Below are 26388 nucleotides of genomic sequence, written 5' to 3'. Positions count from 1 at the left end.
CTAAGGAAAAAAGCATTATTGCTTTTGTTCTTTGATGGCTTCTTTTGTCAATGCTTCAATCTTTTCCTTATTGCCACAAACCGCAGGTTGATGTTGTTCGCGATAGTAGCGCATCTCTACACATTCATTTTGATATCTACGTTCTAATTCAGTACGAATAATTGGTTTATCTTTGGCAGCAGTAATTTGTTTTTGCAATTGTTGACATTGTTGTAATTGTTCTTTGGCAACAACGACATCTTCACAGGCAGGCTGTTGATTAGCGCAACCAACAGTTAAAAATAGTACGATAGAAGAAGACACAACGGATACTTTCATATTATTTTTCTCTTGTTTTCCTTACAACATGTCAAATCATTATAAACAGGCTTCTGATTTAACGGTAGTTTTTTAACCAGTTGATTAATTTGTTGACAAACCCGCCAAGATTCCTGACCATTTAGACAACTTTTGATATACTACACTTATCTTTATTTACAACGGGAAGCGATAAAATGCAGGTTCAAGTTGTCGACTACAATCACCCTGACGCACCACAACGGTTTGTGCAAAGCTTACATGAAACCGGGTTTGGTGTATTAACAAATCACCCTATTCAACAAGCATTTGTTGAGACCATTTACCAACAATGGTATGAATTTTTTACCCAAGGTTCACCGCAAGACTTTGCATTTGATCCTGAAACTCAAGATGGGTATTTTGCACCTGAGATCTCGGAAACAGCAAAAGGCCATCAAAAAAAGGATATTAAAGAATATTATCATATCTATCCTTGGGGCAGAGTTCCTGAGTCTTTAAAAGACAACATAATGAAGTATTATCAATCTGCTTCAGCACTTGCTGCTGAGCTCCTAGACTGGATTGAAAAATACAGCCCAGCAGATGTTGCAGCAAAGTATTCAGAGCCTTTATCTTCGATGATAAAAGATACACCAAATACTCTATTGCGTGTATTGCATTACCCACCGCTATCTGGTGATGAAGAGCCTGGCGCGGTAAGAGCTGCAGCACATGAAGATATTAACTTGATCACTATTTTACCAGCGGCAAATGAACCCGGCTTACAAGTGCAACAAAAAGATGGGCAATGGTTAGACATTCCTGCTGACTTTGGCCAACTCATCATTAATATTGGCGATATGTTACAAGAAGCCTCAGGCGGGTACTTTCCATCAACAAGTCACCGAGTTATTAATCCATCAGGAGAAAATGCTAAAAAGTCGCGTATTTCTTTACCACTATTTTTACACCCTAGAGATGAAGTGGTTTTATCCGAACGTCATACTCAAAAAAGCTACTTGCTTGAGCGTTTAAAAGAATTAGGCGTCAAATAACTTCAGCTTAGGTAAATTTTCAGAATTAATTGATGATCAGCGCTATGATTAACGGTAACATAGCGCCCCTTTTTTTCATCGTATAATTTTGGAGCTAATATTTATGTCATTTAAACCGGGCCAACGTTGGATTAGTGATGGCGAATCAGATCAAGGACTAGGAACGGTAACAGCCGTTGAAAACCGCTTTGTTTCCATCATGTTTACTGCGACCGGCGACATAAGAACTTATGCGATAGACAATGCCCCTCTAACTCGTGTTCTGTTCAATACTGGTGATAAAATTCCAAGCCACGAAGGTTGGCAGCTAGAAGTAAAAAACGTATCAGAAGACAACGGCATCATGACCTATCACGGTACTCGCCTTGATACCTCAGAAGATGCTTCATTAAAAGAAGTGATGATTGATCACTTTATTAAATTCAACAAACCGCACGATCGCCTGCTTAACGGGCAAGTCGACAGATTAGACTGGTTTGCTTTGCGCAAAAGTTGTTTGCAACATCAATTTGAGCAGCAACAATCTCACTTATCCGGTTTAACGGGTGGTCGCGTTAGTTTAATTCCACACCAATTATATATTGCTGATGAAGTTGGTAGCCGATTTGCCCCTCGTGTACTTTTAGCTGACGAAGTGGGTTTGGGTAAAACCATCGAAGCAGGGTTGATCATTCATCAACAATTAGTCACCGGCAGAGCTCAACGTGTATTAATTATTGTACCTGAAAGCTTAATGCACCAATGGTTAGTCGAAATGTTACGTCGCTTTAATTTACGCTTTAGTATTTTTGACGAAACACGTTGCCAAGAAATAGCTAATTCTGGCGATGAAGGTGAAAAAATCAATCCGTTCAGCGCAGAGCAATTGGTATTGGTCAACCTAGATTTCATCACTGACAATCCAGAGTGGTATGAAGAACTTATTGCCGAACAATGGGACTTAATGGTCGTCGATGAAGCTCACCATTTAGATTGGCAAGTTGATGCAGCCAGCATTGAATATTTATGTGTTGAACAGCTTGCACAAACAATTCCAGGGGTTTTACTTTTAACTGCAACCCCAGACCAGCTTGGTCACGAAAGCCACTTTGCTCGCTTGAGACTGTTAGACCCTGACCGCTTTTACGATTACCAAAAATTTATTGAAGAAGAAAGCCACTATACTGAGGTCGCCAGTGCCGCCAACGCATTAGTATCAGAAGTAAACCTGACTGATGAACAACAATCGGTATTGCGCGATTTATTAAAAGAAACCGATATTAACGAACTGTTGGTTCAGCTTACGGACACCGATGCAAGCGTAGCTGCTGAAGCGAGAAAAACGCTATTAAGCCAGTTGCTCGATCGCCACGGTACTGGCCGTATACTGTTCAGAAATAGTCGTAACACCATAAAAGGCTTTCCTGAAAGAAAACTTAATGCGGCACCACAAACGATGCCAGAGGCCTATCAAGAAAAGCTTGAAGACTTTTTACTGTCTGACAATATCGACAACATTAAAACCCAAAAACAGGCCGCTTTTACCTTAACACCTGAGCGCTTATTTAGCTTAGATGCGCGTGAAAATTGGTTTGATATCGATCCTCGTGTCGACTTTCTAATTGATTTGTTAAAAGATTTGCAAAAAGAGAAAGTGCTAGTTATTTGTGCTCATGCAGAAACCGCAATTGAGTTAGAGCAGGCACTTCGGACCAAAGAAGGCATTCGCGCGGCTGTGTTCCACGAAGGGTTGAGCATTTTTGAACGCGACAAAGCCGCCGCTTACTTTGCTCAAGAAGAAGATAGCGCACAAGTACTACTTTGTTCAGAAATAGGCAGTGAAGGCAGAAACTTTCAGTTTGCACATCACTTAGTACTATTTGATTTACCTGCAAATCCCGACTTACTAGAACAACGTATCGGTCGATTAGACCGCATTGGTCAAACTCAAACCATCAAACTGCATGTGCCTTATTTTGAGCACAGCGCACAAAGTGCCTTGTTTAATTGGTACCACCAAGCACTTAATGCATTTGAGCATACCTGTGTTACTGGCAGAGCCGTATATGAAGCACATATTGACACATTAAATGACATCAGATTATCGGCGGCCGTTGATGACAAGAAAGTTGCAGCACTAATCGAATCTAGTAGTAAGTTGCATCAAACGCTAAAAGCAGAGCTTGAAACGGGTCGCGATAAGTTACTTGAATTAAATTCTTCAGGTCAAGGGCGTGCACAAGAGATTGTCAGTGAAATTGAACAGCAAGATGGTCAAATTCACCTACCTCAGTTTATGTTTCAAGTATTTGATGTATTTGGCATTGCTCAAGATGATAAATCAGATTTTGCCATTGCATTACAGCCAACAGAGCACATGCTAAGTGGCAGCTTCCCATGTTTGCCTGAAGATGGCACCACAGTCACCTTTAATCGAGACACCGCATTAGCTTGTGAAGATTATCATTTGTTAACTTGGGATCATCCAATGGTGACTGGCGCTATGGATCTTGTGCTATCAGATGAAGTTGGTAATTCAAGCATTGGTTTATTGAAAAACCCAGCGTTACCTGCGGGCACTTTCTTTGTAGAATGTTTGTTTACTATTGAAGCCATAGCGCCAAGCAAATTGCAACTCAACCGATATTTACCTGTGACACCAGTTCGAGTATTACTCGATAAAGGTGGCAATAACCTTGCAGACAAAGTACCGGGAGCAGTATTAGACAAACAGCTTTCCCCTGTGAAAAAGCAAATGGCACTTCAATTAGTCAAAGCGCTGAAAACTCAAGTATCACCACTAGTTGAAAAAGCTGAGCAGCATGCAAAAACTGAGGTCGATGCCATTTTAACGTCAGCTAAACAGTCGATGAATAAAAAGCTTGATAATGAATGGCAACGCATGACCGCGTTAAAAGCTATCAACCCAAGTGTTCGTCAAGAAGAGTTAGATTTTATTAAAACGCAACAAGCAAAGCTAACAGAGTACATTGATAAAGCACAGCTTAAGTTTGAAGCAATTCGTTTAGTCGTAGTTACACACTAAAATGGCCGCCAACCCTGATTTTGTTTATCAACCACCGATGTCGCCATATCTTGATATAATTTATCAAGATAACGACATCGTCGTGCTTAACAAACCCAGCGGTCTGTTAACTGTGCCGGGCAGATTGCCCGAACACCAAGATTGTTTGCAACATAGAGTGCAGTCGGTGCTGCCCTCTGCAACCATAGTGCATCGATTAGACATGGCCACATCAGGTGTCATCATAATGGCACTGAATAGAAACGCTCATGTTGAAATAAGCCGTCAATTTGAGAAGCGATTAACCCAAAAGCGCTACATTGCTCGTATTTTTGGTCACCTAGCATCAAACACAGGCTCGGTTGATGCCCCGTTAATTTGTGACTGGCCAAACCGCCCGAAACAAAAAATTGATCATGAGCTTGGTAAAAAGGCACTTACACATTACCAATTACTACTTAAGGAAGAGCAAAGCACAATTGTAGAGCTCACACCGGTTACAGGGCGCTCTCATCAGCTACGAGTACATATGTTAAGTCTTGGTCATCCTATATTGGGCGACAAACTCTATGCTCATGAACAAGCGCGCACCATGGCGACTCGTTTACAGCTCCATGCTCAGCAACTAAGAATTGCACATCCAGTGTCAAAATTAGCCATGCAGTTCAATGCTTCATGTGAGTTTTATCAGGATTGATAATGCGACTTTAACGGTAAATTAAGTTACAGAAATATATAATTCTGCCGATAATTAACAACAGTACTGGTTAACTCTCTTTATCATGATTAAATACACTTTTTTGTTTTCACTGTTGCTATTAACAAACGTCTGTTTGGCTCAAGAACAAGGCCAACAGGAAGAAAATAAGCAACAACAAGAAAGTACTCAATCAACGCCAGCCAATGTAGACACCAACAATTCAGCCGATACGGCCAATAAAGATACCGCGGCTACAACTTCTTCAACAAATGTAGTGATTGAGCACCCCATACCACAGACAACACTTTATCAATCCGACCTCAAGCACTACTTACCAAGTGATGTCATTGAACAAGTGATGGTTGGACCTGATAACCACACATCTATTATTAAACCTCATTTATCAGCGAATCAAAAAGGTGTGATGATACTCTTGCCGGAATGGCAGCAGTCAGCGATGAGCCCACAAGCAGTTAACTTTTTACAAGAAACACTGCCGGAACAAGGTTGGGTTACTATTGCTGTACAACCCTTAGCTAAACCTCCCAATTACCCATCAACAGCAATATCAGTCACAGAGCAAGTAGAACAAAATAAGCAAACTATAGAGAACTATCAGCAAAACCTGAAAGGTTTACTTACCGCTGTTATGGAAAAGGCGCAAAACTACCCAGGTATTATCGTCTTTGTTACACAGGGACATAACGCGATGTTTGTCGGTGAATTGTTAGCAGCAAAAGAAATACCTCAGCCTCAAGCGCTAGTGCTACTTAGCGCTCAAATGAGCTCAACAAATGCCATGGAGCAAAGTGCTGAAAAACTAGCAAGTTTACAGTTGCCCGTTTTAGATCTGTATCTAAGAATGGATTCGCCGGTGGCTAAACAGCACGCTAAGATAAGACAAAAACACGTTTATTATTTGGCCAAATCTCAGTTTAGGCAAAAGAAATTACACAATATATATTCGGGGTATTATCAAGGTGAGCCGCTGATTAAAGAAATCAACGGCTGGCTCAAATCAATCGGCTGGTAATTAACGCAGATAGCGAGTTATTTACGCTCTTTTTGCACAAGCTCGTAAGCTGCTTGAATATCTTGCGCTTTTTGTTTTGCGGACTCCATCATTTCAGGTGGCAGCCCCTTGGCAACTAATTTATCTGGATGATGTTGCGACATTAACTTACGGTATGCTTTTTTAAGTTCTTGATCAGAGGCGCTTTCTTCTACACCTAAAATTTTATAAGCATGTGATAGCTGCTCTTTACTTGAAGGCGCATTTTGGCCACCTTGATGAAACTGAGCACCTGCCATGATCATTTCTAACAACCGATCTAAATCTCGGTTAGAGAAGCCAAGATTACTGGCGATCTTGTGAAGCGCTTCTCGCTCAGCTGGATCTAATGAACCATCAGCAAAAGCGACTTGGATCTGAATTTCCATAAACACCATTAATAAATCATGGCGATTAATACAACTTCGCTTCAACTTCCTGAGTGTTGATTCCAATGGAAAACCAGCATTTTTACCATCTCTAAAGGCTTCTTGAGCTTCACTGCGCATTTGAGCATTCAGCCCCAAGGTATTCATATAGGAAGTAGCAAAGTTAATTTCATGTTCGGTGACTCTGCCTTTAGCTTTGGCAACATAGCCCATCGAACTAAACGCACTATAGAAAAAGGTTTGCTGCCTACTCTGTTCATTTTTTTGTGCTAGGCCATCAAAGTCAAACCCCATGCCTTTATCAAATCTATGACCAAGCCACATGCCCAGCAAGCCACCTAAAATGTTTTTACTCAGCATAAAACCAAATAAAAAACCTAATACCTTGCCCCATATTTTCATTGAGTTTCTGCCTTGTGATCTGTCTGTAAACTTGCTAAACGCTCTGGTGTGCCAACATCGGTCCAGAGCCCCTGCCATAGTTGCCCTGCTATTTGGTTTTTCCCAAGATGGCGCTTAAGCAAAGGACCAAGTGCCGCTTTATGGTGTGGTTGACACGAATCAAAAAAGCTAGGCCTAAAAATTGAAACACCTGAATAGGTGTAACTCGCCATATTATCAGTGTTAGCGCATACCCATTCTTTTGATAAACAAAAATCCCCATTAGGATTATGTTCAGGGTTAGGGACCAAAAACAAGTGAGCCAACACTTGAGGAGCAAGCTTAGGCAAATGGCAAAAATCGATATCGGTAAAAACATCACCGTTAACCAATAAAAATGGCTCATCGTTAGTCGCAAATAGTGGTAATGCGGTTGCAATGCCACCTGCTGTTTCTAGTGCACCTTCACGTTCATGGCTATATGTTATCGACACGCCAAAAGCACTACCGTCTTGTAGGTAGTTCTCTATGCTTTGTGCTTGCCATGCGGTATTAATCACTAACTCCGTAATACCCGCATGTTTTAAGCGTCTTATGTGATGTTCAATTAACGGAATACCGTTAACCGTTAACATAGGTTTTGGCTTATCGTCGGTTAAAGGGCGCATTCGCTCGCCTCGCCCAGCAGCTAAAATCATAGCCTTCATTGCTTGTTACTTCGCGCCTCTAAAGCTGGCACAACAGTAGTTTTAACAAGGTGATGTAAGTACTCAAGTTCAGGATAGTGCGATGACACATCTATTATGTATGCAAGTGTTAACGGAATATCTTTAAGGTAACCGTCTTTTCCATCTCGGTGTTTTAATCTAGCAAAAATTCCAGCCGCTTTGACGTGGCGCTGCAAGCCAGTCAATTCAAACCACCGCCACCAAGTTGCTCGATCGATTTGCTCATCAATTAAATAAGCGCCATAAGTTGAAACAAAGTAATCAAATAACTCTACGACTTGTTCGTTCGGCCATTTGACATAACAGTCACGTAATAATGAAACAATATCGTAGGTAACAGGACCATGCACAGCATCTTGAAAGTCAATCACTGCTATGCCTTGCTCTAACCACATTAAATTTCTACTGTGAAAGTCACGATGCATAAATACTTTTGGTTGTGCACTAATATTTTGTTTTAAAACATCAAAGCACTGTTGCAATTGATGTAGCTCTTGTTCATTTAATGTGATTGCCAAATGCTCACCTAACAACCATTCAACAAAAATATTGAGCTCCATTTGCACAAAGTCATCATCAAATGCCGCCAAATTAGCAACATTTAATGACGCTAACTGAGGGATCAAAGCCATTGCTTGTTGATAACAATACTTCATTGAACTCAACGACAGCTTATCAGCTAACATGGTATCACCAAGATCGGACAAACAAAAAAAGCCATTTTGATTATCAACATATTTCAGTTCAGGAACTAAAATCCCCGCTTGTTTAATGTTGGCTTGAATATCAATAAAAGCTTGGTTATTGCAGTAAGTTGATGGAGCATCCACAGCAATGTAAGAGTTTTTTTTATGTTCAAATCGGAAATATCGCCTAAATCCGGCATCACCTGTTAAAGGTTTTAATGCAATATGACTATTATTAAATTGTTCAGATAGCCATCTATTTAAAGCTATCTCCCTTGTTTGCAACAAGTTATTTTCCCCGTATATTACTAACATTCTTCAGGCAAATTGGCCTATCTCAGAAAATTGCTATATTATTAGCTAGTTTGGCGTTAAAATGACAGCCAAAATGTTAATGTTATCTAGCTATCTTTTCTAATTCGGATAATTAATGTCTCGTTTCCGCACATTGTTGATACTTTTTTCCGCTCAACAAGTCTCAAGTTTTGCTTATGGCCAAACGGCCGACAATACTCAACCACCTATTTTAACCTGTCCAGTGCCAAGTTATGAACGTTTAAAGCTTATCGATAATGATACTAGTCCCGACGCTATTAATATCATATCGCAAACAGGTAAAATTCGTCAGGGTCAATATGCACAATTTTCCGGTGGCGTGACTTTATATAAAGATGGACAAGTTATTTTAGCTGACAATGTTGCAGTCAATAGACAAACCGCATCGGTTAATGCTTCAGGTAATATTCACTTTCAAGGTAAAAATGTTGATATTTTTGCCGAGCAACTCAAAGCAAGTCGCGCCGCAAATAGTACCGAACTAGCAGGTAGCTCTTATCAATTATTAGGCAATCCAGGTCATGGTGGTGCCGCTAATATCAAAGTAACTGCTGACGGCACATTAACATTAACAGACTCCAGTTTTACTACTTGTTATGGCGAAGTACCTGACTGGCAGTTAAATGCCAGCGAAATTAGCTTGTCGGTGGCAGATAATCACGGCGAAGCATACAACGCTCGTTTTTCATTATTTGGCGTACCGATTTTATATATTCCTTATTTTTCTTTTCCAGTAACTAATGAGCGAAAATCAGGCTTTTTATATCCTAAAATTGGCTCATCTGGCCGTTCAGGTTTTCAAGTTGAAGTTCCCTATTATTGGAACATTGCACCAAACATGGATGCGACAATTACCCCAAGGTATATGTCTAAACGAGGTACGCAACTTTTAACTGAATTCCGCTATTTATCAGGGCTACAATCAGGAAGCATAAACCTAGAATACTTAAATAGTGACAAAGAGCTTACCGATAAAAGCCAAGAAAGATACTTAGCACGCATTCAACATGTAGGCACTTTTTCTGACAATTTTAGAGCATATGTTGATTACACCACGATTAGCGATGACAACTATTTGGTTGATATAAAAAGTGATCAGTACAACTCTAATGATGCTTACTTGTATCAAATTGGAGAGTTGGCTTATTTTGGTGAGAATTGGTCAACAAAAGTGCTGTTGCAGGATTTTGAAGTATTAGGCCAACATAAAACGAGTTATAAAACTCTGCCTCATATCGAATTTAACCAGTTTACATACTTACCTTTTTGGGACGGTGAATTTGATATTGCGTCTGAGATTACGCAGTTCACCACACAAAACAGAGATCTACCTGAAGCAGAACGATATCACATTGAAGCAGGGGTAACGTTTCCAATATCCACTCCAGCTTGGTTTTTAAATTCTGAATTTAGAATTTTACAAACCAATTACGTACAAACACGATTACAAAATAGCCCTGAGCTTGAAAAACACGTCAATAGAACACTACCTAAAGTGCGCTTTCACGGCGGTATTAACCTAGATCGCAACGTTGAATTTTTAAATACAAGTTTTACTCAAACGCTAGAGCCACAAATTCAATATTTGTATATCCCCGATGAAGATCAATCCAACATTGGTGTGTACGATACAACTAGCTTACAAGATGATTTTGGCGGTTTATTTCGTGACCGACGTTTTAGTGGGCTTGACAGAATCGCACAAGCAAATCAGTATTCATGGGGTATAACGAGCCGTTTGCTTGATCATGAAAATGCAGAACGTTTCAGGTTAAGTTTAGGCCGAATTGTATATTTAAATGAAACTAATTTATCGGCTTCGCGCAATGAAAGTTCAACGGATAAATCTGCATATGCCGGTGAAATTGCTATTCGGTTTAATCGCGACTGGCAATTTAGTAGCGATATACAATACGATACAGAATTAGATAAAACCAGCAAAAGCCAGAGCTCGCTGGATTATCGCTTTGCCAACAATAATACAATTCAATTGAACCATAGGTATAGCAATAATGTCTCAGGTACTAAGCTGGAGCAAGTCTCGCTGTTATCAACCGTTGCTATAAATAAAAATTGGCAATTTGTTGGACGAGTAACACAAGATTTGAAAAATAAACGCAGCTTAGAAAGTTATGCAGGATTTCAATATGAGAGCTGTTGCTGGGCAATTCGATTTGCCTTCCATCGCCATATTAACTCCTACATTGAAGATCAGAATAATTATCATGAAAACCGCGATGAATTTGATAGTGGATTCATGATAGAGTTTGTAATAAAAGGATTAGGCGGTAGCAAACAAAGTAGAATTGATACGACCGAAATGTTCAATTCAAGCATCTTTGGTTATAAGCGCCCCTACTTTCTCAACAATTAAAAATGAATGAAACTGAATGAAAAATTTACTTAAATCTTTTGCTTTAACTTGCGCAATTGCTACTTCATTAGCTTCTGCTAAAGAAGTTGAGTTAGATCGTGTCGCTGTTGTCGTTAATAATGGCGTTGTATTAGAGTCAGAAATCCAAGACCTATTAACTAAAATTAAACTACAGGCCGAAAAAAGTGGTCAAACACTCCCTTCCGATAAAGCGTTAAGGGTACAAGTAACAGATAAACTCATTGACGATGTACTTATTGCTCAGCTTGGTGAGCGTATGGGAGTGCAAGTAAGTGATGCTCAATTAGACGACACCATTTTAAACATTGCCAAAAATAACAATATGAGTTTAGAGGAGTTTCGAAAGTCTATTGAAGCTGAAGGCTTAGAGTATGATAAATATCGTGAAAATGCACGCTCTGAGTTAATTAGAGGTGAAGTGACGCGAAACTCTGTAAGACGTCGCATTTATATTTCACCACAAGAAGTTGAAAATCTTCTTAATATGATGAAAGAGCAAACAGATGCTAATGTAGAGTACCGTTTAGGACATATACTCATTGAGTTTCCTACAGAAGCAACACAAAAAGATATTAATGATGCCAAAGATCGTGCCGAGCGCGTTATCAAGTTGTTAGAAGAAGGTTCTGACTTCGCTCGAATTGCGATTGCTTCATCTGGTGGCGCTAATGCCCTTGAAGGTGGTGATCTGGGTTGGAGAAACATCAACGAATTACCTACACTTTTCTCAGAAATCGTTGACGGAAAAGAAAAAGGCACCGTATTGGGCCCAATCAGAACAGGCCTAGGCTTCAGCATTGTAAAAATTAACGATATTCGCGGCCAACAAGTCGTGGAAATTGAGGAAGTTAAATCTCGTCATATTCTAATTACCCCAACTATTATTTTAAGCGAAGCTAAAGCTGAAAATATGTTGAAAGGGTTTAGAGAACAAATACTCGCTGGCGAAGCTGATTTTGCTGAACTTGCCAAAGAACATTCAGACGGCCCAACTTCTGTTAAAGGTGGTGACCTTGGCTGGGCAGAGCCTAAAGTATATGACCCAGCATTTGCCGACGCGCTGGCAAAGCTTGAGGTTAACGAGCTATCTCAACCATTTCGCTCATCTTTTGGCTGGCATTTAGCTGAATTAACAGGTCGTAGAACTATAGATGCGACAAAACAAATGAATGAAAATAGAGCTTATCAGTTATTGTTTAAACGTAAATATGACATGGAAAGTGTAAGCTGGATCAAAGAAATGCGTGACGAAGCTTACATTAACGCAGTGGAGTAATGATCTAAATGGTAAAACGTATTGCTGTTACCCCTGGTGAACCAGCTGGTATTGGACCTGATCTAGTACTTGCTATCGCACAATACGACTGGCCAGTACAGATAGTTGTTGTAGGCTCGTTAGAAATGATGCAAGAGCGGGCTCAACAACTAGGTGTAAATGTTCAATTTTCTACATATCAAGCATCTGATCCTATTACTCCTCAAAAGGCAGGCACCTTATCAATTATTCCCGTCGCGCTTGAGGAGCCATGTGTTGCAGGTGAATTGAATCCTGCCAATGGACGTTATGTTGTAGAAACTTTGCGAATAGCAAGTGAAAAAAACATCTCTGGTGAATTTGATGCCGTTGTAACAGGTCCTGTGCATAAAGGCTTGATCAATCAAGCTGGCATTGCATTTAGTGGCCATACAGAATATTTTGCCAATCAGGCAAATTGTACCGATGTTGTAATGATGTTGGCGACAGAAGGCTTGCGTGTTGCGTTAGTAACTACACACATTCCGCTAGCATACGTGTCAAAAGCGATTACTCGTGAACGGCTGCAAAAAGTAACACAAATACTGCATCAAGACCTGATAACAAAGTTTGGTATTGAACAACCTAAAATCTATGTATGCGGAATCAATCCACATGCTGGAGAAGGCGGCCATTTAGGTCGTGAAGAAATAGAAGTGATGAACCCAGCGCTTGACGAGTTGCGTGAAAACGGTATGCAGTTAATCGGTCCATTACCCGCTGATACGATTTTTCATCATAAATATTTACAAGATGCTGACGCAATATTAGCTATGTATCACGATCAAGGCTTACCAGTAATTAAATACAAAGGGTTTGGCAACTCAGTGAATATTACTCTAGGCTTACCTTTTATCAGGACGTCGGTTGATCATGGTACTGCTGTAGATTTAGCTGGTTCTAATCAAGCCGATCCTGGTAGCTTTATTCAGGCGATAAAATCTGCAATAGAGCTCGCAAATAACCAATCAAGTAATAAATAGGCAAACTAATTTTTATGGGTAACAAAACTCATTTGGGCCATCAAGCGAGAAAACGTTTTGGTCAAAACTTCCTGCACGATCAGGCTGTAATCAGCCAAATTGTAGATGCAATCAATCCTGAACCAGGTGAAAACTTAGTTGAAATAGGTCCGGGACTTGGCGCACTGACCGAGCCAGTAGTTGAGCGTGCTGGTGACATATCAGTAGTAGAACTTGACAGAGATTTAGCCCATAGACTTCGCCATCACCCGTTTTTGGCTAAACACTTAACCATTTTTGAACACGATGCGTTAAAGTTTGATTTTGCTCAGTTATGTAAAGAAGGAAAGCCACTTAAAATATTTGGCAACTTACCCTATAACATATCAACGCCACTAATTTTTCATCTATTATCGTTTAGAGATAAAGTGCAAAACATGCACTTCATGCTACAAAAAGAAGTGGTTGAGCGCATGGCTGCAGGACCAAATTCTAAAGCCTACGGACGTTTATCTATCATGACCCAATATCAGTGTCAGGTAATGCCAGTGATGGAAATTGGTCCAGAGGCATTTCAGCCGCCACCTAAGGTAGATTCAGCTATTGTTAGGCTGATACCACACGCTGAAATTAAAAACCCAGTCAAAGATCTTGCGTTATTGAATCAAGTTTGTGCTACTGCATTTAACCAGCGTAGAAAAACCCTACGTAACAGTTTTAAAAAATTGATTTCTGTAGAGGGTATTGAATCATTAAATATTGATCCAAGTCTTAGACCTGAAAATATATCTATTGATCAGTATATTAGTCTTGCCAACTACTTGTTTGATAACCCTGTCGATGAATAACATTAGCGATCAAATAAGTGTCAGTGTAGCAACAGCATTCTTGCCTGAGCACTCAAGCGAAAAAGAACATCAGTTCGTTTTTACTTATACCATCACTATTACTAACAATAGTGACACTACTGTTAAACTGCTATCGAGATATTGGTTAATTACCGACGCTAATGGCGATACATCAACGGTAGTTGGTGAAGGAGTTGTAGGTGAACAGCCAATTATTGAACCCAATAACAGTTACACTTACAGCAGCGGTAGTGTATTTAAAACACCAGTAGGTACCATGCAAGGGCACTACCAAATGCTGGATAACAATAACACGCCTATCAAAGTAGACATTCCAGTATTTAGATTGTCTACTCCTAATATTTTAAATTAAACTAGTTATGGCAGTTTATTTTGTTGGCGACATACAGGGATGTTACAAGGAATTAAAACTTTTACTTCAACAAGTTAACTTCTCTGCCGACAATGATGAGTTATGGGTAGCTGGTGACATGGTGGCCAGAGGTCCAGACTCATATAAAACTGTCAAATACCTGATGTCGCTAGGAGACAGTGTCAAAGCAGTCCTTGGCAATCATGATCTTCATTTTCTTGCGACTTATGCGGGTATAAAAAAGCCCAAAGCAAACGATTTTCTTGACGAGCTTCTTGCTGCGCCGGAAATTGACGAGATAATTTCTTGGTTAGCAAATACTCCTCTATTGAGAAAACTTCCTGAAGAGAAAGTCTATATGTCTCACGCAGGCCTGAGTCCACAATGGTCTTTAAAAGAAGCAAAAGACTGTGCAGAATTTGCACATAAAAAGCTAAAAGGTAAAAAGCGTGAGCAATGGTTATCCATTATGTATGGCGAACGTCCCAATAGCTGGTCACAAGTAAACAACAAAGAAGAAAAATTTCGTTTTACCATTAATGCATTAACCCGAATGCGCTATTGCTTCGCTGACGGCTCACTCGAGTTTTTGTGTAAATACCCTCCAGCAAAAGCACCAACTAATCTTGTACCTTGGTTTAACGTACCAAACAAAGCCCTGTCAAAGTGCCATTGGATATTTGGTCATTGGGCAGCTTTAGAGGGGAAAGCTAAGAAAAAAAATGTCTACCCATTGGACACTGGATGCGTATGGGGCGGGCATTTAACACTTTTACGATGGCACGATAAACAATACTTTAAACAACCGGCTTTTAAAAATTGCCCCTAAAGCAATAACTAAAGGTGAAATTACTTTTAAGGTTGTTATACTAAATGCTAAGGAACGCTGGCCATAAGCCGATAAAGCTAACAACAAAAACAAACTTACTTTTTACAACACCCTGACAATATTACTGGTGGTTTCAATGAACCTGACTGTTGCAATGAAAATTATAGGTGGCTTCGCCATCATAGTCGTCTTGTTAGTATTAACAAGTATAATCTCTCTCAACAACTTAAGTACCATTAATGATGCTACGTTAAAACAGAGTAAGTTGGCTATTCCGACACTAAGTGGCAGCATAACCCTCGCAAATCAATTGACTAAAATTGGTAACTTAACACTTCGTGGTTACTATCAGACAGACTTGGCACCGTTAGATGAAAATTTAACAGACTACAATGCTCTTCATGAAAGATTCAATAAAGAGTTCAAAGAACTAAAAGCAACAGTTAGAACGGAAAATTCACTTCTATCAAACTTGAATAAAGTAGACAGCGTTTATGACTCATTAAGCTCTAGCATTAACCATGTTTTTACCAACCGTAAAGCAGCCATTGAAAATTATGCCTTATTAGCTGAAAAAACCGATTCGTTAGAAGAAAAAGCAGATGATGCCGCAACCCTAATGTTAGATTTGGGTGACCATGAATTAGCGGATACTAAATTACAGCGAGCAGTGTCTTTGGGCGAACGTTTAGAGTCATTGTTAAATGGTATTGTTGCTTCTAGCTTAGAGTTTAGAGATTTACGAGATGCTCAAGCAACAGAACTTGTTGGTAATGAAATCACCAATAACTTTCAAGAAGCCAAACGTATTATTCGTGAAATTAACAACGAATTAACGGCGAATGATGTCAACGATATTGCAGAAGAATTAACTAATACCGAAAAAGGGTTAGACCAGCTGATCCTTGAAGGCCAAAGTATATTTAATTTGAAAAATTCACAGTTATCGGCAAAAACTCATGCAACAGAACAGTTAGCAGCAGCAGAGAAACACATTGAAGATGCAACAGAGATTTTAAATACTCAAGTAAAACTGGCAAATCAAACAACAGATGAAACAGGGCAACAAGTCGATAACTCAGTATCAACAGGTAACACCATTACCATTGCTATCATGGTAGGTTCTATTCTAGTCGCTGCCGGTATTGCATGGGCTGTACTTGTTAGTATTACTCGTCCGCTAGGGCGTGTTAATGACATGCTAAATATTGTCGCCTCGGGTGATCTTTCACACAAACTTGACGATTCAGGTAAAGACGAATTTGCCCAGCTTGCGAAAAACTGTAACACCTTAATAGAGAGCTTACGTAATCTAATTACAGGCATTGTCAGCCGCTCAACACAATTAGCTACAGCTGCAGAGCAGACCTCTGCTGTTACATCACAAAGTACTACAGCAATTGAAGAGCAGCGCACGCAAGTAGAACAAGCAGCGTCTGCTACCACTGAAATGAGCAGCACATCACAAAGTGTACTTTCCAGTGCAAATGATGCTCTAGGTGAGATTAAACAGGCTGATGATGAAGCTGAGCGTGTCAAAGGTATTTCAAATCGCAACAAACACACTATTGAGTTGTTAGCTAAAGAAGTTGAAGATGCATCTCAAGTAATAAATAAACTTCAGCAAGACAGCGCTTCAATTGGCGGCATCTTAGATGTTATTCGAGGTATTGCAGAGCAAACTAACCTACTTGCTTTAAACGCTGCGATAGAGGCTGCTCGTGCAGGTGAACAAGGCAGAGGTTTCGCAGTTGTAGCTGATGAAGTTAGAACACTAGCCAGCCGCACACAAGAGTCAACCCAAGAAATTCAAAATATGATTGAAGTATTACAATCAGGAGCGCAACAAGCAGTATCTGTAATGGAAACAGGCAAAAAGCAAGCTGCGGAATGTGTTGTACAAAGTGAAGAAGCAGATAAAGCATTAGAAACTATTACTCATGCCGTTCACGAAGCTTTTGATCGTAGTTCACAAATTGCCAGTGCTGCAGAAGAGCAAAGTGCAGTGGCCCATGAAATTAGTGAAAACCTTGAGTCTATTGTTGCTATTGCTGAACAAACATCTTCTGGCTCCAAACAAACGGCAGAATCTAGCAGTGAGGTTGCTCGTTTAGCGGAAGAACTACAATTATCAGTTAGAGAATTCAAATTGTAATTCACCAAGCCTATTAATAGAAAGACGGCACTTAGGTGCCGTTTTTTTTATGCTTAGTTTTTAAAAACAATCCTTTACCCCAAATAAAAATTAAGCGGGATAATACCAATTGAATTTAATATTTAATCAACATGGAATTTTTAGCTTACCTAGAACTAGCTAAACAATTTAAGCGAAATCATTCTATGGCTAGGTTAGTTAGAGAAACTATCAGTGCGCTACTGGTCACTCAAATGGCAAATTTTATAAGACAGGGAACTTATATAAAGAGAGGATGTTTATATAAAAAAGGGCTGTTATGCAATAACAGCCCTAAGTAAATAGAAAGGTTAACCGGAATAAAACCTTGTGGGTTTATGCACTGATACTTCCTGATTTTTATTTTCAATGATCAGCTCAAGTTCTGATATTTTTTTACTGATCGCTTCTTCTGGCACTGTGATGGTAAATGGCACTACAACCATTTCATGTGCCCCTGCGGCAATCGGTTTAGTTAAGTTGAGTGACGCATTTTCCATTCCTGCAACACGAATGGTGTATTCGTCTGCAAACTGTTGTTTATTGGTAAGCTTAAGCTGATAACTATTTTCAACAGATCCATCGAAGTTAGTGCGATAGAGCACGGTTCTGTCACGCAAAATGTTTGCTTCAATCGGCACCCTTGTCGCTACAAAAAATGCCATTAAACACACCATCACGGTTGTTATTGATGCATACGCTAAAATTTTTGGTCTAAACACTGAGACCTTGTTACCGGCTAAAGCGTTTTCGCTGGTAAAACTGATCAAGCCTTTGTTGTAATTGAAACGCTCCATGGTTTGATCACAAGCATCAACACAAGCAGCACAACTAATACACTCATATTGCAAGCCATTGCGAATATCTATCCCAGCAGGACAAACCTCTACACATAAGTTGCAATCGACACAGTCACCCAAACTTAACGCTTTAGGATCATCATTTCTTTTACGTCTACCACGACTTTCTCCTCTGTCAGCATCATAGGCGATAAGCATAGTATTTTTGTCAAACATAGCAGACTGGAATCGAGAATAAGGGCACATATAAATGCACATTTTTTCCCTCAAAAAACCCGCATTTCCATAAGTACACATTGCGAATAGTGCTACCCAGAAGGTAACAATACTGCTCCACTCTAGTGAAAATAGATCTACATAAAGCGACTTGGCAGGAATAAAATACGACATAAAGGTTAAAGATGTCAGTAATGACATAAACAACCAAATGCTGTGTTTAGTGGCTTTTTTCTTAAACTTGTTCCATGACATTGGTGAGTTATCGAGTTTGATCCGCTGATTACGGCTTCCTTCAACTTTCTCTTCCACCCAAATGTACATAAACATCCACACAGTTTGCGGACATAAAAATCCACACCATATTCGCCCAAGCCAGGTAGTAATAAAAAATAGTGCAAATGCCCCCACCATAAATAATGCAGCTAATGCCGTTAAATCTTGCGGGAAAAAGGTGATAGAAAAAATATGGAATTGCTGAGCACCAAAATCTAGCAGCACAGCCTGTCTACCGTGATAAGGGATCCAAGGAATTAACACAAAAAGGAGCATTAAAAACCAACCAGCATTCCTTCGCATTCGTTGAAAGCGACCCTTTTGCTCTCGAACGTAAGTGGCTTTCTCATTTTTGTAGGGTTTAATAATTAAGTTTTCGCTTTGTACATCAAATTTCATTACGTGTTCTCATTGCCCTTGATAAACACGTAAGGCAATTAAGATGCCAACACTAAATTATTTTAATTACCTTATATTACAATGCGTTACAAATACCATATGGTTAATAAAAAACCATAAAAGAACGACATATCGTGCCTAACTCGACATACCGTGCTTTTTTACTTTACTTAAGGTCGTTTTATGCCTAATTTTTGCATTTTGGAGCGCAAAGTACTCGGTGGTAAATCTAACAATTTAGCTGCTCCAAAAGCACCACCAATCTTCCATTGCGTTTGCTCTAACATGTTTAAAATATGCTGTTTTTCAGCATCCACTAAAGTTTCTAACTTTAGTTCTGCAACATCTTTTAAACTAAATGACTGCAAGGTTAACGTGCGGCTGGTCGACAGTATCATTTCGCGCTCTAGTACATTTTGCAGTTCACGCACATTGCCTGGCCACTGATAGCGTTTAAGCATGGCCAAGCTTTTGTTATTTATCTTGTCTACCGCTTTACCTAGCTTATCATTTAAACGACTGATAATACTTTGACAAAGTAGAGGTAAATCTTCAATTCTGTCTTTTAACGGAGGAACTTCAATAGGAAATACATTTAGTCGATAGAACAAATCCATACGAAATAAGCCTTGGTCAACCATCGCCTTCAAATCTCGGTTAGTAGCAGCAATTACACGAATATTCACCTTGATCACCTTACTACCACCAACCCGCTCGAATTCTTGTTCTTGCAACACCCTTAACAATTTACTCTGAGCTTCTACCGACAATTCACCTATTTCATCTAAAAATAACGTGCCACCATCAGCCAGTTCAAACTTACCTTTTCTACGCTCTGTCGCTCCCGTAAAAGCACCTTTTTCATGGCCAAACAATTCAGACTCTAACAAGGAAGCGGTAAATGCAGCGCAATTAACTTTCACCATGGGAGAATCTTTTCTATTACTCATCTGATGTAGATTTCGAGCAACTAATTCTTTGCCTGTCCCGTTTTCACCGAGTATCAGCACAGTGCTGTCTGTTGCGGCCACTAATTCAATTTGCGATAACACTCGTTGAAAAGTTTGGCTATTACCCACTAAACCTGTTGCATGCCATTCTTGATTAAGCTCTTTTTTCAAATAGGTATTTTGCTCGGCAAGTTGTTCTGAAAGTTCTTTTACTTGTGCCAACGCACTTTCTAACGCATGTTGCTGACGCTTTTGTTCACTAACATCACGAAAAACGGCAACTGCACCAATCAATTTTTTATCGCGAAAAACCGCTGTTGACGTGTATTCAACCGGAAAGCTTGTGCCATCTTTTCGCCAAAACACCTCGTTTGTGACATGTCGCGAAATACCATCTTGCATGGTAGCGTATATTTTACAGTCACAAGCTGGATATTCACTGCCATCAGCATGACTATGATGATGGTATTGGTGAATATTTTTACCAATAAGATCTGAAGATTTCCATCCTGTCATCCGCTCAGCGGCAGGATTAATAAAAATGGCTTTACCTTCAAGGTCAAAGCCATAAATCCCTTCACCTACGGCATTAAGTAAAAGTGCAGGGTCGGAAATAAAGTCAGTAAGTTCAATAGCCATAAAAACACAAAAGACACGAAATATCGTGCCATTATCAAGTAAATTTTATAACTTTTCGAGCGAAAGTTATAAACCTCGCTGCCATTCTTGACGTAAATCAATGGCATGAGGATTGTTCATGGCCGTTTCGACTTGAGAAATTAAACTTTGTTTGTCTTTTCCTAATGTCCCTTTAAGCACTAAATAATTCGAAGCATGATCAGATCTAAATATTGTTTTTTCAAGGCAAAGACTTGTTAATAAGGTATGCATTTCTGCAAACAGCTGCTGCTGGTTTAACATGGTAAATTGACCATTAAACCCCTGGGTAAATCTTTCCATACCTAATGGAAAAGATACAACTAACGTTGATAAGTACTCAGGCTGTGCCTCGTTCATTAATTTAGCTGATTGTATAGCATGTTGCTCTGACAGATGAACACCACCTAGCCCATTGAGTATCATGACTGAGCTCTTAATTCCTGCAGATTTAATCTTTTTAAGAGCGGTCAGCGAAGATTGATATGATTCGCCTTTTTGAATATAGGTAAGTACTTCATCGTCACCACTTTCACAACCAACGTAAAGTAAATTTAGCCCCAAGGCTTGCAGCTCTTTGAGCTGTTCTACCGTTTTGTTTTTTAAGTTTCTCGGTAAACAGTAGCTAGAAATACGCGATACACTGGGAAAGTAACGTCGAATTAAAGTCAATATCGCGTGAAGTTGCCTAAATGGTAACATCATGGCATCGCCATCTGCCAAAAACACACGATATACCGGTAGACCAGATTGTTGAATAGCGATAAGTTCTTGCTCAATGTCATCCAGCTTTTTCGCTTTAAACTTTTTAGCTTCACTGGTGTACATTTCACAGAAAGTGCACTTATTCCAAGAACAACCATTAGTTACTTGTAAAATTAAGCTTTTCCATTCACTTGGTGGCCTAAATACCGGCTCGGTATACGCTAACGGATACATGACTTACTTATTTGCGCTCGTAGACACAAAAGTCCAAGTCATATAAGTTTTTGTCATCTGCAGGACGTAGTTCACTACTTACTTTATTCCAAAATTGAAGGTCGTAGGCAGGAAATGTAGTATCACCATCAACTTTTGCTTTGATATGTGTAATGTACAATCGGTCGGCTTTATCTAAACAGTGGGCATAAATAGCGCCACCTCCAATGACCATAATTTCTTCTACATCACCAGCAACTTCAAGCGCTTTATCGACAGATAAAACCGTTGTAACCCCTTCTGCCTGGTATGAAGCATCTCTTGAGATCACAATATTTAATCTACCAGGTAATGGACGCCCAATAGATTCATAGGTTTTACGCCCCATGATGACAGGTTTACCCAATGTTGTTTTTTTGAAATAAGCCAGATCAGCAGGCAAGTGCCACGGCATATCATTGTCTTTGCCAATAACCCTGTCATCGGCATGTGCAACTATCATGGAAAGAATGGTCATATAAACACTTAGTTAACTAACATCATGGTCGGTGATTTTAATCCAGTTAAGGGGGCGATGCTATGATTAACAGTGAGTTTTATGTGCTAACTCACATTCAATTGTGTATTTTGAAGCAATTAACAAGAGTTAGGTAAAACAGCTCAAGTTATGTCATTAAACAACCAATGCTGTGTAAAAGTTGAAAGCATCCGCAAAGAATAATGCTCGCCATCCTCTCGTATACGCTAACTTATCGAATAATAATTATATTGCCAGTAAAAATGTCACAAAGTGAATGAATATGTTTAGCATTAATATGACAAAAACAGCATGTGCCCTAGAGTGTTCATCCCAGTATTGATAGACCAAAGAAAGAAGAAAACATAGCGCAAAAATTGCCCCTACATACCCTGGAATTATCGCTATATGTGATACAGCGCCAAACAAAGCCGTAATTAGTGCAAGATAATAGATTTGTTTAACAAAGTAACTAAGTGCAACAAATACAATGACCAAACAACAGGTATAAAGTAGCGGCGCTAATACTAACCTTTCTAATAGATGTGATAATGACAACTCAACACTTGGTTTATCAAGCATTGGGAACAAAGTTAACGTTAACCAAGTGAATGAAATAATGATTAAAAAACAGTAAAAATTAGCTTTTAAAAGATAAATCCCTAAAGGTTGGTGAGTATAAGATAATGACAAAGTATTGCTATCCATAGCTTTGTTCCTTGTTAGCATTGTTTAAGATTTAATAAACGGTTTGTTCGGCATTTCCATTACCGCCCGCTTGGTTTAAATTAATTTAGCTAAAAACAAAGATATTTTTTCATTTAAATCTCACTACAAACCAAAAATTAGTACAAGTGTTTGAACTTAACTGATTAACAGGACATTGTTTTTATATTGTAAATTTATCGCCTTAATATAATTACCTTAAAAATGCTCTGTATTTATCAAAACAGCCTCGAGCTGACATTGATTTAACTTTTACTGTTCGTGCATATCTCCTCCATTAAACTGTCAGCTTTTTTTACACATAATCAAATATTCTAGCGCGTGTAACAATGAACATTTTTTAACCACATAAAAACTAAACAAAGTTTTTTTAAGGCCTAGTTAATGCATATAAAAGGCAATACTAGTTTTTATCTTAGGAGCCAGTATGACATCAAAACAACTTTTCATAGGGGTATTATTAGTATCTCTATGCCTATCTAAAGTTGCCAAAGCCGACGTTATTCTTCCAGACCCAAATTGTGGAGTCTCTGGTGGTGATAATTGTTTAGTTTTTGACGACTTCACAGTCTACTCAATGTCTTTCCTCGAATTTAACAATTCAGGCTCATTACAACCTGTTGCAGGTGACATGTTTTACATAGATTCAAGCCCAGGAAAAATTAAAGACGATATTGTTATAGGTTCGTCACCAGCTTCCGCTGTAAATAACGCTGACATTGGACCAGGAATAGATAATGCTTTTAAAACACCAAACTCTGGAGGCTCTGATCTATTTGCCATGTTGGCTGGAAATGAACCAACCCCAGTATTGACCCACGATAATATTGCTGCAGGTTCAGCACTTCTACCCAACCCAGATGGATTGGATATAGACGGTGATGGTCTTGTTGACGGTGATGGTAATCCTGGTGGTGGCTTATCACTTTGGGATATTGAAACATCTGCACTAACTCAGTTTCTAAATGGTGGAGATTTGATGTTCTTTTTCAATTTGAATGAAACTGGAACAGAAGACCAATTAGATTCAGGTCAAGATATGCTTGGTTGGATGCGTGTCTATTTAACCGACTCGACAACAGGCGACTCAATATCATTTACGCTCTCTGGTGCCAATACTTTATTACCTGGTGTACAAAGCCATGCTCAATCTGCAACTGATAGTATTTTACCCACTGCAGACGACTTATGGGCGTATATTCACGGTAAAATTTGTGTTAATGAGCTAGACGGTAGTGTTATTGCACTAAGCTCTTGTAGCGCCGCAGGCAACCCAGCAAATGGCAAGACGGTAAATCAAAACCTTGGAGCAAACGCTGCTGCATTTGGTTTATGGAATGAAGATCTCAACAATGCATTATACAGTGGTATGTATGACATGATGTCTGTCGACATGCGCATGTCACATATTGAAAATGGCTATGAACAATTATTTATTCGAGCTGCACAAGTTGGTAGAGACATTCCTGAACCATCTATATTGTTCCTATTTTCTGGAGCTCTGATGTTACTTATTCGTTTAAAAAGGTAATATCTCGTAAATCACCATTATTGAATGGCTAGGCCAAAAAGTTATTGAGCCTAGCCATTCATCTTTTCAAGTTCAGTTAATAGCTATAATCAAATTCCACCAACATTAATTCAAGCAGACTCATACACTTACATTTTAAACTTACCTGTGTAAAAATAGTAACAGTACAAAATACAATCAGGTTTAAATAGCGTTATGCCCGCAATAAAAATAAAAACGTCTGGTTTCACCCTTATCGAGCTTGTCGTTGTCATTGTTATATTAGGTATTCTTGCCGCTACTGCAGCACCTAAGTTTTTAGATGTTTCAGATGAGGCTGAGCGAGCAGTTTTTAGCGGCATAGCAGCAGCGTTTCGTGGCGGCGTGGAGCAAGTCCACCTAAAGTGGCGTATAAAAGGCAATGGTGTTGCCCAGCTTAATTTCATTCCAATTAGCGATCCAAGTGTAGGTGGAGATTTAAGTGTAAATCAATTTGGCTATCCAGCAGATACACGTGGCACTAGCTTAACAATGAACAGCGAAAATGATTGCCTTGATGTGTGGCGAGCAGTTCTTATCTCACAAGATGCTATAGTGGCAGGTAATAACTCACAAGATTTTGAAGCAAGCTACAGTGGTGACACTTGTACTTATGTTTATAACAAACAACCTACATTAACCGTCGTTTATAACTCTACCACTGGTGAGATAATTATTAATGATTAAAAACTAAAAAAGCCAATGATTTATCATTGGCTTTTTTGTATCTGCTGAACGTTATTTACGATATTCTACTTCAACATCGTATTCATCTTCATCCCAATCGTCGTCCCAGTCATCATCTGCATCATCCATTGCTTCACGATGATAAGTATCCCACTTAAACTCCACAGCTTTTTCTTCAGGAGTTTCTTCTTCAATATCTCCTGGTAGGGTTTCTATAAAGCTCATTAACTCTTGGCACAATGACTCTGTACCTTGTTTATTAAAAGCAGAAATTTCAAAGACTTTATCTTGCCAATTTAAACCTTCTTTAATGCGAGCAGTAACTTCCTGTGCTTCTTCTTCTAACATTAAATCAAGCTTATTGAACACTAACCATCTTGGTTTGCTGGCAAGTTTATCTGAGTGATTTTCTAACTCGTTGATAATAGTCTTGGCATTTTCTAGCGGATCTGAGCCGTCTACAGGCATTACATCTATAACATGCAATAAAATACGGCAACGCTCAAGGTGCTTTAAGAACTGAGTTCCTAAACCTGCGCCATCAGCGGCTCCTTCAATCAAGCCAGGAATATCAGCGATAACAAAACTGCGCTGAGAATCTAATCTAACAACACCTAAGTTAGGTACTAATGTTGTAAAAGGGTAATCGGCAACTTTTGGTTTGGCTGCAGAAACACTGCGAATTAATGTAGATTTACCAGCATTTGGTAAGCCTAACAACCCAACATCAGCCAATAACATCAGCTCTAACTTAAGCGTTCTGATTTCACCCGGAGTTCCATCAGTTTTTTGTCTAGGTGCGCGGTTAGTACTGCTTTTAAAACGTGTATTACCTAAACCATGCCAGCCACCTTTGGCTACCATCAACTTTTGTTTATGCTTGGTTAAGTCACCTAATTGTTCTTCGGTATCAACGTCTATGGCACGAGTACCCACAGGGACCTTCAAGACCAGATCTTGACCACGTTTACCTGTCATATCACGACTTTTGCCGTTTTCACCACGTTGCGCTTTATGAAAACGCTCAAAGCGATAGTCAATTAGGGTGTTTAAGTTTTCATCAGCAAGCAAATAAACATCACCGCCATCACCACCATCGCCGCCATTTGGACCACCAAATTCGACATATTTTTCGCGGCGAAAACTTACACAACCGTTGCCACCATCGCCCGCTTCAACGCGGATTTCTGCTTCATCGACAAATTTCATG

23 protein-coding genes are annotated in these 26388 nt (G+C 39.4%); 13 read left to right on the top strand and 10 right to left on the bottom strand.

From position 1 onward, the window contains the following. Positions 1-15: 15 nt before the first annotated feature. Entirely contained in the window at positions 16-318 is a 303-nt protein-coding gene (locus tag IE199_RS00970) for a hypothetical protein (protein WP_189766853.1), read from the bottom strand. A gap of 176 nt (positions 319-494) precedes the next feature. Here IE199_RS00970 and IE199_RS00965 point away from each other — a divergent pair, with 176 nt between their 5' ends. The 4 genes from IE199_RS00965 (at position 495) to IE199_RS00950 (ending at position 6071) form a co-directional block, all read left to right on the top strand. Beyond that, positions 495-1334, top strand: a complete 840-nt coding sequence (locus tag IE199_RS00965) for an isopenicillin N synthase family dioxygenase (protein WP_189766852.1) — start codon at positions 495-497, stop codon at positions 1332-1334. Positions 1335-1437: 103 nt separating this feature from the next. Next, positions 1438-4359: an RNA polymerase-associated protein RapA gene (gene rapA, locus IE199_RS00960; protein WP_189766851.1), complete on the top strand. Its 2922-nt coding sequence runs from the start codon at positions 1438-1440 to the stop codon at positions 4357-4359. A 1-nt stretch (position 4360) separates the two neighbouring features. Continuing rightward, the gene (gene rluA / locus IE199_RS00955) at positions 4361-5035 is read left to right on the top strand and encodes a bifunctional tRNA pseudouridine(32) synthase/23S rRNA pseudouridine(746) synthase RluA (protein WP_189766850.1); all 675 of its coding nucleotides are present in this window, start codon (positions 4361-4363) and stop codon (positions 5033-5035) included. Positions 5036-5120: 85 nt separating this feature from the next. After that, positions 5121-6071, top strand: coding sequence for a DUF3530 family protein (locus IE199_RS00950; RefSeq protein WP_189766849.1), 951 nt, complete (start codon positions 5121-5123; stop codon positions 6069-6071). A gap of 17 nt (positions 6072-6088) precedes the next feature. On the opposite strand, the gene djlA is transcribed toward IE199_RS00950, so the two are convergent. Genes djlA through IE199_RS00935 form a run of 3 tightly spaced genes read right to left on the bottom strand, consistent with a single transcriptional unit; the run spans position 6089 to position 8561 of the window. Further along, the gene (djlA, locus tag IE199_RS00945) at positions 6089-6880 is read right to left on the bottom strand and encodes a co-chaperone DjlA (protein WP_189766848.1); all 792 of its coding nucleotides are present in this window, start codon (positions 6878-6880) and stop codon (positions 6089-6091) included. Next, positions 6877-7566 (bottom strand): N-acetylmuramate alpha-1-phosphate uridylyltransferase MurU, encoded by a 690-nt coding sequence (gene murU, locus IE199_RS00940; RefSeq protein ID WP_189766847.1) that lies wholly within the window; start codon positions 7564-7566, stop codon positions 6877-6879. The genes djlA and murU overlap by 4 nt, the downstream gene beginning before the upstream one ends. Beyond that, positions 7563-8561 (bottom strand): aminoglycoside phosphotransferase family protein, encoded by a 999-nt coding sequence (locus IE199_RS00935; RefSeq protein ID WP_189766846.1) that lies wholly within the window; start codon positions 8559-8561, stop codon positions 7563-7565. The genes murU and IE199_RS00935 overlap by 4 nt, the downstream gene beginning before the upstream one ends. 142 nt (positions 8562-8703) lie before the next feature. On the opposite strand from IE199_RS00935, the gene lptD reads away from it, so the two are divergent. From lptD to IE199_RS00900, 7 genes are all read left to right on the top strand, one after another. Next, a complete protein-coding gene (gene lptD, locus IE199_RS00930; protein ID WP_189766845.1) occupies positions 8704-10983 on the top strand; it encodes an LPS assembly protein LptD in 2280 nt (759 codons plus the stop codon). 16 nt (positions 10984-10999) lie between these two features. Further along, positions 11000-12280 carry a peptidylprolyl isomerase SurA gene (surA, locus tag IE199_RS00925; protein ID WP_189766844.1) on the top strand — a complete coding sequence of 427 codons (1281 nt, stop codon included), beginning with the start codon at positions 11000-11002 and terminating at the stop codon, positions 12278-12280. 8 nt (positions 12281-12288) lie between these two features. Further along, the gene (gene pdxA / locus IE199_RS00920; RefSeq protein WP_189766843.1) at positions 12289-13281 is read left to right on the top strand and encodes a 4-hydroxythreonine-4-phosphate dehydrogenase PdxA; all 993 of its coding nucleotides are present in this window, start codon (positions 12289-12291) and stop codon (positions 13279-13281) included. A 14-nt stretch (positions 13282-13295) separates the two neighbouring features. Then, positions 13296-14108 carry a 16S rRNA (adenine(1518)-N(6)/adenine(1519)-N(6))-dimethyltransferase RsmA gene (gene rsmA / locus IE199_RS00915; RefSeq protein ID WP_189766842.1) on the top strand — a complete coding sequence of 271 codons (813 nt, stop codon included), beginning with the start codon at positions 13296-13298 and terminating at the stop codon, positions 14106-14108. After that, positions 14101-14481 carry a Co2+/Mg2+ efflux facilitator ApaG/CorD gene (apaG, locus tag IE199_RS00910; RefSeq protein ID WP_189766841.1) on the top strand — a complete coding sequence of 127 codons (381 nt, stop codon included), beginning with the start codon at positions 14101-14103 and terminating at the stop codon, positions 14479-14481. The genes rsmA and apaG overlap by 8 nt, the downstream gene beginning before the upstream one ends. A gap of 7 nt (positions 14482-14488) precedes the next feature. Then, positions 14489-15310 (top strand): symmetrical bis(5'-nucleosyl)-tetraphosphatase, encoded by an 822-nt coding sequence (locus tag IE199_RS00905; protein ID WP_189766840.1) that lies wholly within the window; start codon positions 14489-14491, stop codon positions 15308-15310. A gap of 136 nt (positions 15311-15446) precedes the next feature. Continuing rightward, positions 15447-17465 carry a methyl-accepting chemotaxis protein gene (locus tag IE199_RS00900; protein ID WP_189766839.1) on the top strand — a complete coding sequence of 673 codons (2019 nt, stop codon included), beginning with the start codon at positions 15447-15449 and terminating at the stop codon, positions 17463-17465. Between the two features lie 329 nt (positions 17466-17794). On the opposite strand, the gene ccoG is transcribed toward IE199_RS00900, so the two are convergent. From ccoG to IE199_RS00875, 5 genes are all read right to left on the bottom strand, one after another. Then, complete coding sequence (gene ccoG, locus IE199_RS00895) at positions 17795-19174, bottom strand: cytochrome c oxidase accessory protein CcoG (protein ID WP_189766838.1); 1380 nt, start codon at positions 19172-19174, stop codon at positions 17795-17797. Between the two features lie 170 nt (positions 19175-19344). Beyond that, entirely contained in the window at positions 19345-20763 is a 1419-nt protein-coding gene (locus IE199_RS00890) for a sigma-54 interaction domain-containing protein (RefSeq protein ID WP_189766837.1), read from the bottom strand. Positions 20764-20829: 66 nt separating this feature from the next. Further along, positions 20830-21720 carry a radical SAM protein gene (locus IE199_RS00885; RefSeq protein WP_189766836.1) on the bottom strand — a complete coding sequence of 297 codons (891 nt, stop codon included), beginning with the start codon at positions 21718-21720 and terminating at the stop codon, positions 20830-20832. A 7-nt stretch (positions 21721-21727) separates the two neighbouring features. Further along, positions 21728-22216, bottom strand: coding sequence for a type 3 dihydrofolate reductase (gene folA, locus IE199_RS00880; RefSeq protein ID WP_189766835.1), 489 nt, complete (start codon positions 22214-22216; stop codon positions 21728-21730). 246 nt (positions 22217-22462) lie between these two features. Continuing rightward, a complete protein-coding gene (locus IE199_RS00875; protein ID WP_189766834.1) occupies positions 22463-22924 on the bottom strand; it encodes a hypothetical protein in 462 nt (153 codons plus the stop codon). A 445-nt stretch (positions 22925-23369) separates the two neighbouring features. Between IE199_RS00875 and IE199_RS00870 the strand changes: the two genes are divergently transcribed. Together IE199_RS00870 and IE199_RS22135 are read left to right on the top strand one after the other, a co-directional pair. Continuing rightward, the gene (locus IE199_RS00870) at positions 23370-24473 is read left to right on the top strand and encodes a hypothetical protein (protein WP_189766833.1); all 1104 of its coding nucleotides are present in this window, start codon (positions 23370-23372) and stop codon (positions 24471-24473) included. A gap of 195 nt (positions 24474-24668) precedes the next feature. After that, on the top strand, positions 24669-25178 hold the full coding sequence (locus IE199_RS22135; RefSeq protein WP_189766832.1) for a type II secretion system protein: 510 nt from the start codon (positions 24669-24671) through the stop codon (positions 25176-25178). A 51-nt stretch (positions 25179-25229) separates the two neighbouring features. On the opposite strand, the gene cgtA is transcribed toward IE199_RS22135, so the two are convergent. Next, a complete protein-coding gene (cgtA, locus tag IE199_RS00860) occupies positions 25230-26387 on the bottom strand; it encodes an Obg family GTPase CgtA (protein ID WP_189766831.1) in 1158 nt (385 codons plus the stop codon). Position 26388 lies beyond the last annotated feature (1 nt).

Origin of the sequence: Thalassotalea marina (genome assembly GCF_014656435.1) — a bacterium.
Lineage (GTDB): Bacteria > Pseudomonadota > Gammaproteobacteria > Enterobacterales > Alteromonadaceae > Thalassotalea_C > Thalassotalea_C marina.
This window is presented reverse-complemented; position numbering and strand designations above follow the sequence as displayed.

What these genes read in the sequence shown, in the direction of transcription:
- IE199_RS00970 (WP_189766853.1), bottom strand. Translation starts at nt 318, where the DNA reads ATGAAAGTATCCGTTGTGTCTTCTTCTATCGTACTATTTTTAACTGTT.
- IE199_RS00965 (WP_189766852.1), top strand. Translation starts at nt 495, where the DNA reads ATGCAGGTTCAAGTTGTCGACTACAATCACCCTGACGCACCACAACGG.
- rapA (WP_189766851.1), top strand. Translation starts at nt 1,438, where the DNA reads ATGTCATTTAAACCGGGCCAACGTTGGATTAGTGATGGCGAATCAGAT.
- rluA (WP_189766850.1), top strand. Translation starts at nt 4,361, where the DNA reads ATGGCCGCCAACCCTGATTTTGTTTATCAACCACCGATGTCGCCATAT.
- IE199_RS00950 (WP_189766849.1), top strand. Translation starts at nt 5,121, where the DNA reads ATGATTAAATACACTTTTTTGTTTTCACTGTTGCTATTAACAAACGTC.
- djlA (WP_189766848.1), bottom strand. Translation starts at nt 6,880, where the DNA reads ATGAAAATATGGGGCAAGGTATTAGGTTTTTTATTTGGTTTTATGCTG.
- murU (WP_189766847.1), bottom strand. Translation starts at nt 7,566, where the DNA reads ATGAAGGCTATGATTTTAGCTGCTGGGCGAGGCGAGCGAATGCGCCCT.
- lptD (WP_189766845.1), top strand. Translation starts at nt 8,704, where the DNA reads ATGTCTCGTTTCCGCACATTGTTGATACTTTTTTCCGCTCAACAAGTC.
- surA (WP_189766844.1), top strand. Translation starts at nt 11,000, where the DNA reads ATGAAAAATTTACTTAAATCTTTTGCTTTAACTTGCGCAATTGCTACT.
- pdxA (WP_189766843.1), top strand. Translation starts at nt 12,289, where the DNA reads ATGGTAAAACGTATTGCTGTTACCCCTGGTGAACCAGCTGGTATTGGA.
- rsmA (WP_189766842.1), top strand. Translation starts at nt 13,296, where the DNA reads ATGGGTAACAAAACTCATTTGGGCCATCAAGCGAGAAAACGTTTTGGT.
- apaG (WP_189766841.1), top strand. Translation starts at nt 14,101, where the DNA reads ATGAATAACATTAGCGATCAAATAAGTGTCAGTGTAGCAACAGCATTC.
- IE199_RS00905 (WP_189766840.1), top strand. Translation starts at nt 14,489, where the DNA reads ATGGCAGTTTATTTTGTTGGCGACATACAGGGATGTTACAAGGAATTA.
- IE199_RS00900 (WP_189766839.1), top strand. Translation starts at nt 15,447, where the DNA reads ATGAACCTGACTGTTGCAATGAAAATTATAGGTGGCTTCGCCATCATA.
- ccoG (WP_189766838.1), bottom strand. Translation starts at nt 19,174, where the DNA reads ATGAAATTTGATGTACAAAGCGAAAACTTAATTATTAAACCCTACAAA.
- IE199_RS00890 (WP_189766837.1), bottom strand. Translation starts at nt 20,763, where the DNA reads ATGGCTATTGAACTTACTGACTTTATTTCCGACCCTGCACTTTTACTT.
- IE199_RS00885 (WP_189766836.1), bottom strand. Translation starts at nt 21,720, where the DNA reads ATGTATCCGTTAGCGTATACCGAGCCGGTATTTAGGCCACCAAGTGAA.
- folA (WP_189766835.1), bottom strand. Translation starts at nt 22,216, where the DNA reads ATGACCATTCTTTCCATGATAGTTGCACATGCCGATGACAGGGTTATT.
- IE199_RS00875 (WP_189766834.1), bottom strand. Translation starts at nt 22,924, where the DNA reads ATGGATAGCAATACTTTGTCATTATCTTATACTCACCAACCTTTAGGG.
- IE199_RS00870 (WP_189766833.1), top strand. Translation starts at nt 23,370, where the DNA reads ATGACATCAAAACAACTTTTCATAGGGGTATTATTAGTATCTCTATGC.
- IE199_RS22135 (WP_189766832.1), top strand. Translation starts at nt 24,669, where the DNA reads ATGCCCGCAATAAAAATAAAAACGTCTGGTTTCACCCTTATCGAGCTT.
- cgtA (WP_189766831.1), bottom strand. Translation starts at nt 26,387, where the DNA reads ATGAAATTTGTCGATGAAGCAGAAATCCGCGTTGAAGCGGGCGATGGT.